The following is an 8,789-nucleotide window of genomic DNA, read 5'->3' as shown; positions in this document are numbered from 1 at the left end:
TCAGGGTCACTTTCGGCAGCATCTCGCCGGAAGCCAGAGAGTTGTACATCAGCGGCACGGCTTTGTTCAGCGCAACGGTGAACTTGAACGGCTTGTGGACACGCTGACCGGCAGGCTGACCGGATTGCGGGTCGGTCGGGACGGTGACAACGTGCTGGAACTCTTGTACCAGCATCTCGTCTTCGTGACCTTGTACGAAGATGTTGCCGACGGAATCGGAGGTGAAGGCACCGGCGGTGATATTGCCCTGGGTTTTACCTTCGATGCTGATATAACATGGAGTTGGCATGTGTATGCTCCTAAATAGATTGGTTAAACGAGATAGCACTCGACCAACCTTTAGCAGCGACCATGCCATTTTTTTATTCCTTATTTATCAAACAATTACCATCCACCAGTTCTCGCCCAACGCACATGGGTGCAATAAGTTGCGCAATATCATCACACTCACTGGCAAAACTGACCTTTTCAGTAATTTCATCTACGTAATGAGCAAGCTTTTGCGTTGGGCAGCATCATGCACTGTTATCATCCACATTTTCGATTTGTGCCGTGTCAATGTTCAGCCTGACAATCCCCTGCATCAGTGCCCAGGATATCGCCTGATTTTTGCTGCTTGCCCCCAGCTTCTCCGCGATCCGCTCAAGATGGAAAGTGACGGTTCTGGGCTTGATCCCCAGGATCTGGGCAATATCGCTCACTTGCTTGCCTTCGGCGGCCCATTGGCACACCTCCAGCTCCCGTAGCGTCAGATCTTCCTGAGGAAACTTCACGGCAAGACAAACACGGGTCACCGCCTCGAAGACATGCACCGCCAGCCAGCTCAAAAAGGGAATAGTCGTCAGCCACTGATGTTCGGTTCGTGACGTACGAGTGATCAATGACAGCAAGCCAACATGGCCATTCGCCCCGTGCCAGGGAATCGTGATCCCGTCGCGCAGCCCCATCTCTTGTGCCTGCAGCATCACTTCCAACCCAGCGATGTCCTGCTGATCGCAACACTCGGTGATCAGATTGGCCCAGAGGATTGGGGTGCTCTGCTTCATTCCTTTGCGCACAACGGGATCTACCGCAAAGAAACGCTGTTTGTCATAGGCCTGCACCCACTCGGCAGGACAGCCGTTGAAAATCCTCACATCAGGACGTTGAATCGAACTGGGAAAGATGAATCCCAGCCGGAAGTGGTCAAATCCCATCTGCTGACTCAGAGTTCGCAACAGAGTCACTATGGTCTGCTCGTCAGGGGCCTCATTGAAGCGGGTAATCAGCTCAAGTGCATCGGCGGTGTCGAGAAAATAGTTCGATGTCGAAGTCAAAGGCGAGTCGCACCCATTGTAAAGAATTACTAAATATCATTAACAATGAACCAAGTAGCATAATATCTCGCCAACATAAAGAAAAGGCGAATCCAACGAATAACATGGCGTGAGCGGGTCACCTCACGCCTGGCTACATGTATAAAAAATCCCCGCCTGTCAGGGCGGGGATCCGGTGCGGGCAACTGCCCGCGATCACTGCGTGTGTTGTCTTTTTAGAATACGTATTTGACCCGTGCACTCAGGTTGCGGCCCGGTTCGGTAAAGGTACTGACATCTGCAGCAGCATCTTTCCCTGCGAGACGATTATATGTGGTGTATTCCCGATCAAACAGATTGAAGACCCCGACGTTGAGTTGCAACTCAGACCAAGGATTAAACTGGGCATACATATCCACCGCCACCCAACCAGCTGACTTCATAAACTCCTTACCGTTTTCATCCTTACCGACCTTATCCATATCATCAGCAAAGCGAAGCGCGGTATTGAAATTCCAGAGCGCTTGTTCAAAACGCACACCGATATTTCCACTCAAAGGGTTCAGAGAGCTAATGTAGTTCCCATTTTGATCTTTTCCGTTGATGTATGACAGAGCACCCCAAGTATATATATCATCATCGAACCAGTAACCAAGTTTCAACTCAGCTCCATTGATATTAACTTTATCCTTGTTGACATACTTAGTCACCATTGTCATACCTGTACGACCAAAGGATGATGTGTTTTCTGTATCAATAAAATCTTTATATTTTGCCCTGAACACAGAAATATCATAGTCAATTGTATCTGACTGGCCGCGAGCACCGAGATCAATACCATCACTACTTTCTGGACGTAAGTCAGAGTTAGGGATAAAGACATGAGTAAAACCTGGCACACTATAACTATCAGATGCTAAAGACTCACTATATGTAGGAGCCCTGAAACCATGGCTATATTGCGCATATATATTTGCCAGCTCATGGGCCTTATATACAAGGCCAAGCTTTGGAGATAGTTCACCTTCCTTGATCTCTCCAAATGATGATTTACCGTTACTGGAAGTAGCTTGCAATTCATAATGATCATACCGCATGCCCGGAGTTAGCTGCCATTTATCATTAATCGCGATATTATCAAAGAACCACACTGCAGCACGCCGCGTATCGCTATCCGGGAATGGGCTTCGGTTCGCTATTGCGCCACTCGGGTAACTGGTTTTCGTCTTCTCACGTTCTGTGGTTGATTTCTCATACTCAAGACCCCAAACAATGCTGTTTGCCCCCAAACGCTTGTCAAACTGTAACTGTGCCCCCAAGGCGTCTTGTAAAAACGTATTATGTTCTGAACTTCCTTTGGTTGTATTACCAGTATTTTTATTATTACTCTGGTCAAATTTACTGATATAAACCTTCGAAGATACTCGATCTGTTAGCACCGAGCTTACTTTAAGCTGGTGATCCAGCATGATGCGATAGTTTTCACTTTTCTCATCTTTCAGCCTCAAATCTTTAGCGTTATCAAACGGATCGGATTCTTTATCCTGATCGTAATAATCAAATGTCAGCTGCGCCTGCTGTACTGCTGATATATGCCATTTGCTTTTGAGCAGAACGGAACGGTCAACAATATCAAAGTCATACAAACTTGATTTATAGTTCTGTTTGACGCCGCCATTACGCTCTGTATAGCGTAATAGATGCTCAAAATCACCGGTACGCAATGCGGTTGTAAAACCGCCCATCCATTGACCGTTTTCGGATGCATAACCACTGGTCACATCAACATAGCTGTTTTTATTACGCAAAAAATCCGATGCATCTTTGGTCGTAATTGCAATAACCCCACCAATAGCATCTGAGCCATACGCAGTTGAAGCAGGTCCTTTAACAATTTCAACCTGCTTGATCATGTCAGTATCGAAGTAGTTCTGTCCTACACCACCTTCGCTATAAGCATCGTTTTGACGAACACCATCGCTCACCACTTTGACGCGATTTCCACCCATACCACGCAATGAGAAGGTTTGACCATCAGTAGCATTATGGCTACCTCCATTCACAGTCACACCGGGTTCGTAGCGGAACAGGTCGGCGACATTGGTGACAACCTGCTCTTCAATCTGCTTGGCGGTGATCACCGAGATGGGGCCGGAGACATCTTCCAGTTTTTGCTCCATCCGTGAGCCGCTGACGACCACGACTTCATCCGCCTTCTGGGTGGCAGCAAAGACCTGGGAGGAGAGACCGGCCGCCACGGCGAGGGCAACCAGAGAGAGTGCGTTATGATGGGTCACAGCGAATCCTTATTGAGAACTGTTATCAAACAGGCCGCATATTACCCGGCTCTCGACAAAGATCAACAAGAAACGAAATCATTCTCATTTGTTTTGAACCAAATTGGTTTTACACTGTCGCCCTGTGTTGCCCTTATTCTCTATTAGCCCCCCGAGATGCACCGGCATCCGGGCATATCAGCCGTGAGATCCCATGATTAGACGACTTCCCCTGCTCGCCCTGCCGCTGCTACTGGCAGCCTGTGCCACCCCCACCCAACCGACCCAGTCATCACAGTTGCAGACGCTCTATGACTACCGACTAAGCAGCGAGGGAGACGCAGACCTGACGCAGGAGCAGGCGATCGCGCGCATTGCCGACGCCGACATCATTCTGGTGGGTGAGCTGCACAGCCATCCCGCCGTGCATCTGTTGCAATCGCGCCTGCTGAGCGGGCTTTACACCGCTGGCCAGCAGCACGGGCGGCCACTGGCCCTCTCCATGGAGCAGTTCAGCCGCGCCGATCAGAAGACGCTGGATGCCTATCTGGCGAACCAGATTGGTGAAGCGGCCTTGATCCGCAAAAGCAACGCCTGGCCCAACTATCCGAGCGACTACCGCCCACTGGTAGAGTTTGCCAAGGCTCACCGGATGCCGGTGATCGCCGCCAACGCCCCCAAGCCGCTGGTGAGCTGTGTCGGTCAGGAGGGGGCTGAGTGGCTCGACAAACTGCCCGCGTCGCGTCGCAGCCAGCTGGCCCGCCAGCTGACGCTGGGGGATGATCCCTATCGCCAGAAATTTATGGCCTCCATGCACCACGGCGATGCCGACAGCAACGCCCGCCGCTTCGCCGCCCAGACCAGTTGGGATGACACCATGGCCGAGAGCATGGTGGATTATCTCGCCAAGCACCCGGGCCAGCAGATCATGCATATCGCCGGCAATTTCCACGTCGAGGGGGGGCTTGGGCTCGCCAGTCGCATCGCCAGCCGCAATCCTGCCCTCAAGGTGGCGCTGGTCGTGCCCCGCACAGATGAGACCTCTGTTGCAGATCCCGCAGCCGATGTGCAGGTAACCATCATGCCGCTGCCTAAGCGCTGGCAAAACAGTGACGAGATGAAGCAAGATATGGGCGCGCTGCATCAATCCCGCAGTCGTGACTGCAGCCAGTGGCTGCAACCCTAATCTTCCAGGAAACGGCGGGTAAAATATGGATGTGTTACTGATCATCGATGTGCAGCAAGGCTTGTTCAACGAGCCCCGTTACCGCCAGGAGCAGGTGCTGGCAAATATCAATCGGGCTGCGGCCCATGTCAGGCAACAACAGGGGCGAGTCATCTATATCCAGCATGATGATCTACCGGGTGGCGAACTGGAACCCGGCACCCCGGGTTGGCAACTGCACAGTGCGCTGCAGCCAGCCAAGAGCGATAGCCGGGTACGCAAGACAGCCTGTGACAGCTTTCTCGACACCGAGCTTGCCTTCCTGCTGGCCGAGCAGCCGGTCGATCGACTCATTCTCTGTGGCTGTGCCACCGATTTTTGCGTCGACACCACGGTGCGCAGTGCCGCCTCCCATGGGTACGAGGTGCTGGTGTTGAGCGATGGTCACACCACCGCTGATCGCCCCCATCTGAGCGCAGCCCAGATCACCGAGCACCATCACTGGATGTGGCGCCACCTCAGCCTGCCGGAGGGGCGCAGTGTCACCCTGCTCACCACCGACGAGCTGCTGGCAGTAACACCCGCCCTGCAGCCGTGCTAATCTGCGAGCCTCGCTTCGTTTCTCACTGGAGTCTGTCGTGCGCCTGTTGTCTGCCACCCTGTTGTTGATTGTTCCCCTGCTGTCGGCCTGCTCCAGCTTGCCCGGACAGAAGTATGACGGGCCGGAACCTCTGTTTCTGACCCACATCAACGAGGAGGGGAGCAAGCGCTTCACCTTTGAAGCCGCGCCCAACGACACCTTGCCACGCGGCCTCTCGGCGGCCCAGAGCCAGCGGCTGCTGGAACAGCGGGAGGCGTTACAGGAGAATCTGCTGACCGAGACCCTGGCGACCAAGCAGTATTGCCGCCAGGGCTACATCGTACTGAGCCAGACCTCCTGGAAGGTGCGGGGAGAGTGCAACGAAACGGCCACCGACGCCGATCGTCGCGCTTTTCCCAACAAGGCCAGCTGGCAGGATTGAACAGGCCGGATGAGATAACGCAATAAAAACGGGCAGCCCAGTGGCTGCCCGTTTTGTTATGACGGCTGTCGTGGTCGACAGGGATTATCAGACCGGCGCATCGGCCGGGCTGGTGAGCTCGGCACCGTTGTCGATGCGCTTGTGCCCCTCCACCAGATGGACGAAATCCACCAGCTCGTCACCGGAGACCGCGAACGCCTGACCGAAGCCCTTGACGAACAGCCCCTGCTCCGGCTTGAGGCGGAACAGTTTGAAATCCTTGAGGTTGGAGAGACCCTTGATGATCTCGCCAAAACGCCCCTCCAGCGCTGCGACCGCCTTGCTCCAGCGAGCGTCGTCACGGGCCACCACTTCGGCCACCGCATCGAAGGTGAGGCGCTTGCGGGCAAACAGCTCGCGGGCACCGCTCTCATCCTCGATCAGCATCAGGGATACCCGGGGCACCTGTTGCAGGTTGCGGGCGTGGCGGGCGATCTCGGAGATCAGCACATAGTAGCCATCTTCCTGCAGCACGAACGGGGCATAGCTGGCGTTGGGATTGCCTTCGCCATCGACGGTGGCGAGCTGCAGGGTGCGGCAGCTGTCGCGAAACTCGCGGATCTCCGGTTGCAGGCGGTTCTGCAGACGCTCCTGACGTTCACTCATGCTTTGACTTCCTCTTGAGAGTTGTGGCGCAGCGCCATGAAACGGGTGACCTGATCGGCCAGCAGCTGGCGTTTCTCGTCGCGACCCAGATAGACCTTGAAAATGCAGCGGCCGGAGTGACCGAAGAACTGGAAGGAGTGCCCCTCCTTGCCCATGAACAGCTTGCTGACCAGCGCAATCCCCGCCACGTTGTCGAGCTTGAGATGACCATGCAGCTCACCGTCGCGGCCCATCAGGTTGTAGTAGCCGCGTGCGTCCTTGCCTTTCGGGAAGGGGGCTTTTACCTCGAAGATGGATCCTTCTGATTCGACGATGGTGGTCACCGGGCCCCAGTCGGCCAGATCTTCCAGCAGACCTTGTGCGCGATCGGCGGGTAGCAGGGTCACCAGCTCGGCGGGCAGATGGCGAACCACCTCCCATTCGCTGATGGCAAGCTGGGCCGCAAGGGTGGACGGATGAGCGCCGGGATCCTGCTCCAGCAGCGCGTGAATGCGTTGTGCAATGCTCATGTTTTCTCCCTCTGCGGGACCATATTGTCCCGCTGTTTATCATGGCGGCTACTCTAATAAAGCACCGAAACCAATGCAATTGATAATTGCTATCATTATCAGTGCATTTTTTCCAAAGCCTTGATATTCTCGGCGGCACACCCGTTTCATTCACCCCTTCGGAGGTTAGCATGGGCCGTCGTCTTGCCCTCGCCATCACCCTGCTCTGCAGTTCACTCTCTCCCTTCTCTGCCGTTGCCGCCGACGGACAGAAAGAGCGTATCGTCAGTATCGGCCCCGCCACCACAGAACTCATTCTGGCCCTTGGCGGTGAATCGAGCCTGATCGCCACCGATGTCAGCAGTCCCTTGCCAAAAGGGCTGCCCAAGGTGGGTTATCACCGGGCACTGGCCGCCGAAGGGATCCTGAGCCTTTCCCCCACCCGGCTGGTGGGCAGCGACGAGATGGGCCCGGCCCCGACCCTGGATCAGCTGCGCCGTGCCGGGGTCAAGGTGGAGGTGCTGGATACCGCGCCGACTCTCGCCAACCTCAACCAGCGTATCGACACCCTCTCCAGCCTGCTGGGCGACAAAGCCGCTGGCGATCGCCTGAAGGCAGAGATCCAGGCCCAGACCGCTCAGCTGGCGGCGCAAGCCAAACAGAACAAACCGCTCAAGGTCGCCTTCCTGCTGCTGCACAAGGGGCAACCCACCAGCATCGCCGGGGGTGACACCACCGCCAGCGCGCTAGTCTCGCTGGCGGGCGGCATCAATCCGGTCGCCGAGTTGCGCAACTACAAGCCGGTATCCGCCGAATCCCTCATCGAGATGCAGCCCGATCTGGTGCTGGTCAGCGGTCGTGACTGGCAGCAATATGCCGACCCGGCCAAGGTGCTGGCCGAAGTGCCCGCCCTGGCTGCTACCTCGGCTGGCAAGCGTAACGCCATTCACGCCATCGACGGCCACGCCCTGCAAGGGGGCCTGAGCCTCAACTCCCTGCAACAGGCGAACCAGATCGCCCAGTGGATCAAGCAGGGGTCATGATGCGGTTACCCCTCTCCTGGCTGCTGGCCTTTACCACGGCCGCACTGGCGCTGTTGCTGCTCGGTTCGCTGGCAACCGGCCCCATGACCCTCACCCTGGGCGAGAGTCTGCGGGCGCTGTTTGCCGGACAGGAGAGCGGGATTGAGTCGCACAAACTGCTGATCGTGCAGGAAATTCGCCTGCCGAGAACCCTGCTCTGCATCGCTGTGGGGGGGATCCTCGGGCTCTGTGGCGCCGTGATGCAGGGGCTGTTTCGCAACCCCCTGGCTGACCCCGGCATCATAGGTGTCTCCGGCGGTGCGGCGCTTGGGGCTGCACTCGCCATCGTGCTGCTTGCCCCTCTTGCACCACAATATGGCCAGCAGTTGCAAGCCACCATTGGGGTTGGTCTGCTGCCGCTGCTCGCCTTTCTCGGCGGCGCGCTCACCACCACCCTGGTCTATCTGCTCGGCACCCGTGAGGGGGGCACCTCGGTCACCGTCATGCTGCTGGCCGGGGTCGCCATCACGGCGCTCTCCGGTGCAGTGATCGGCCTGCTCACCTATCTGGCGGACGATCAGATGCTGCGCAACCTGAGCCTGTGGCAGATGGGAACGCTGGCGGCAGGCAAACCGACCGATGTGGCGCTGGCCCTGCTCACCCTGGCGGCCCTGCTGTGGCTCTTTATGCGCGATGCCAATCCCCTCAACGCCCTGCTGCTGGGTGAAGGAGAGGCTCGTCATCTGGGAGTCAATGTGCAATCCCTCAAGCGCCGCCTGATTCTGCTCACCGCCGCAGGCGTCGGGGTGGCGGTAGCGGTATCGGGGATGATCGGCTTCGTCGGGCTGGTAGTGCCCCATCTGGTGCGCCTGCTGG

General features: G+C 56.3%; 9 protein-coding genes and 1 pseudogene. 5 read left to right on the top strand and 5 right to left on the bottom strand.

The window, feature by feature from the left end:
* From hcp1 to AACR14_RS07475, 3 genes and pseudogenes are all read right to left on the bottom strand, one after another.
* Nucleotides 1-289, bottom strand: a pseudogene (gene hcp1, locus AACR14_RS07485) (type VI secretion system effector Hcp1); the annotation flags it as partial.
* A gap of 226 nt (nt 290-515) precedes the next feature.
* A complete protein-coding gene (locus tag AACR14_RS07480; protein ID WP_019445701.1) occupies nt 516-1,316 on the bottom strand; it encodes a LuxR family transcriptional regulator in 801 nt (266 codons plus the stop codon).
* Nucleotides 1,317-1,531: 215 nt separating this feature from the next.
* The gene (locus tag AACR14_RS07475) at nt 1,532-3,592 is read right to left on the bottom strand and encodes a TonB-dependent hemoglobin/transferrin/lactoferrin family receptor (protein ID WP_019445700.1); all 2,061 of its coding nucleotides are present in this window, start codon (nt 3,590-3,592) and stop codon (nt 1,532-1,534) included.
* A gap of 193 nt (nt 3,593-3,785) precedes the next feature.
* On the opposite strand from AACR14_RS07475, the gene AACR14_RS07470 reads away from it, so the two are divergent.
* Genes AACR14_RS07470 through AACR14_RS07460 form a run of 3 tightly spaced genes read left to right on the top strand, consistent with a single transcriptional unit; the run spans nt 3,786 to nt 5,758 of the window.
* Nucleotides 3,786-4,757 (top strand): ChaN family lipoprotein, encoded by a 972-nt coding sequence (locus AACR14_RS07470; RefSeq protein WP_019445699.1) that lies wholly within the window; start codon nt 3,786-3,788, stop codon nt 4,755-4,757.
* Between the two features lie 25 nt (nt 4,758-4,782).
* Nucleotides 4,783-5,337, top strand: coding sequence for a cysteine hydrolase family protein (locus AACR14_RS07465; RefSeq protein ID WP_019445698.1), 555 nt, complete (start codon nt 4,783-4,785; stop codon nt 5,335-5,337).
* A gap of 37 nt (nt 5,338-5,374) precedes the next feature.
* Nucleotides 5,375-5,758 carry a hypothetical protein gene (locus tag AACR14_RS07460; protein WP_005335256.1) on the top strand — a complete coding sequence of 128 codons (384 nt, stop codon included), beginning with the start codon at nt 5,375-5,377 and terminating at the stop codon, nt 5,756-5,758.
* 87 nt (nt 5,759-5,845) lie between these two features.
* Here the strand turns inward: AACR14_RS07460 and hutZ are convergent, their stop codons facing one another.
* Nucleotides 5,846-6,403 (bottom strand): heme utilization protein HutZ, encoded by a 558-nt coding sequence (gene hutZ / locus AACR14_RS07455; protein ID WP_005335257.1) that lies wholly within the window; start codon nt 6,401-6,403, stop codon nt 5,846-5,848.
* Nucleotides 6,400-6,912 carry a heme utilization cystosolic carrier protein HutX gene (hutX, locus tag AACR14_RS07450; RefSeq protein WP_005362516.1) on the bottom strand — a complete coding sequence of 171 codons (513 nt, stop codon included), beginning with the start codon at nt 6,910-6,912 and terminating at the stop codon, nt 6,400-6,402. Before hutX ends, hutZ begins: the two co-directional genes overlap by 4 nt.
* Nucleotides 6,913-7,082: 170 nt before the next feature.
* Here hutX and AACR14_RS07445 point away from each other — a divergent pair, with 170 nt between their 5' ends.
* Both AACR14_RS07445 and AACR14_RS07440 read left to right on the top strand, forming a co-directional pair.
* Nucleotides 7,083-7,934: a heme/hemin ABC transporter substrate-binding protein gene (locus AACR14_RS07445; RefSeq protein ID WP_019445697.1), complete on the top strand. Its 852-nt coding sequence runs from the start codon at nt 7,083-7,085 to the stop codon at nt 7,932-7,934.
* Nucleotides 7,931-8,789 (top strand): FecCD family ABC transporter permease (locus AACR14_RS07440; RefSeq protein ID WP_019445696.1); only part of this gene is annotated, 859 nt, incomplete at its 3' end. The genes AACR14_RS07445 and AACR14_RS07440, both read left to right, overlap by 4 nt.

The organism is Aeromonas sp. 159, from assembly GCF_963862045.1.
GTDB lineage: Bacteria > Pseudomonadota > Gammaproteobacteria > Enterobacterales > Aeromonadaceae > Aeromonas > Aeromonas veronii.
This window is presented reverse-complemented; position numbering and strand designations above follow the sequence as displayed.

Coding starts and splice junctions, on each gene's coding strand:
- AACR14_RS07465 (WP_019445698.1), top strand. CDS start 4,783: ATGGATGTGTTACTGATCATCGATGTGCAGCAAGGCTTGTTCAACGAG.
- AACR14_RS07445 (WP_019445697.1), top strand. CDS start 7,083: ATGGGCCGTCGTCTTGCCCTCGCCATCACCCTGCTCTGCAGTTCACTC.
- hutX (WP_005362516.1), bottom strand. CDS start 6,912: ATGAGCATTGCACAACGCATTCACGCGCTGCTGGAGCAGGATCCCGGC.
- AACR14_RS07470 (WP_019445699.1), top strand. CDS start 3,786: ATGATTAGACGACTTCCCCTGCTCGCCCTGCCGCTGCTACTGGCAGCC.
- hutZ (WP_005335257.1), bottom strand. CDS start 6,403: ATGAGTGAACGTCAGGAGCGTCTGCAGAACCGCCTGCAACCGGAGATC.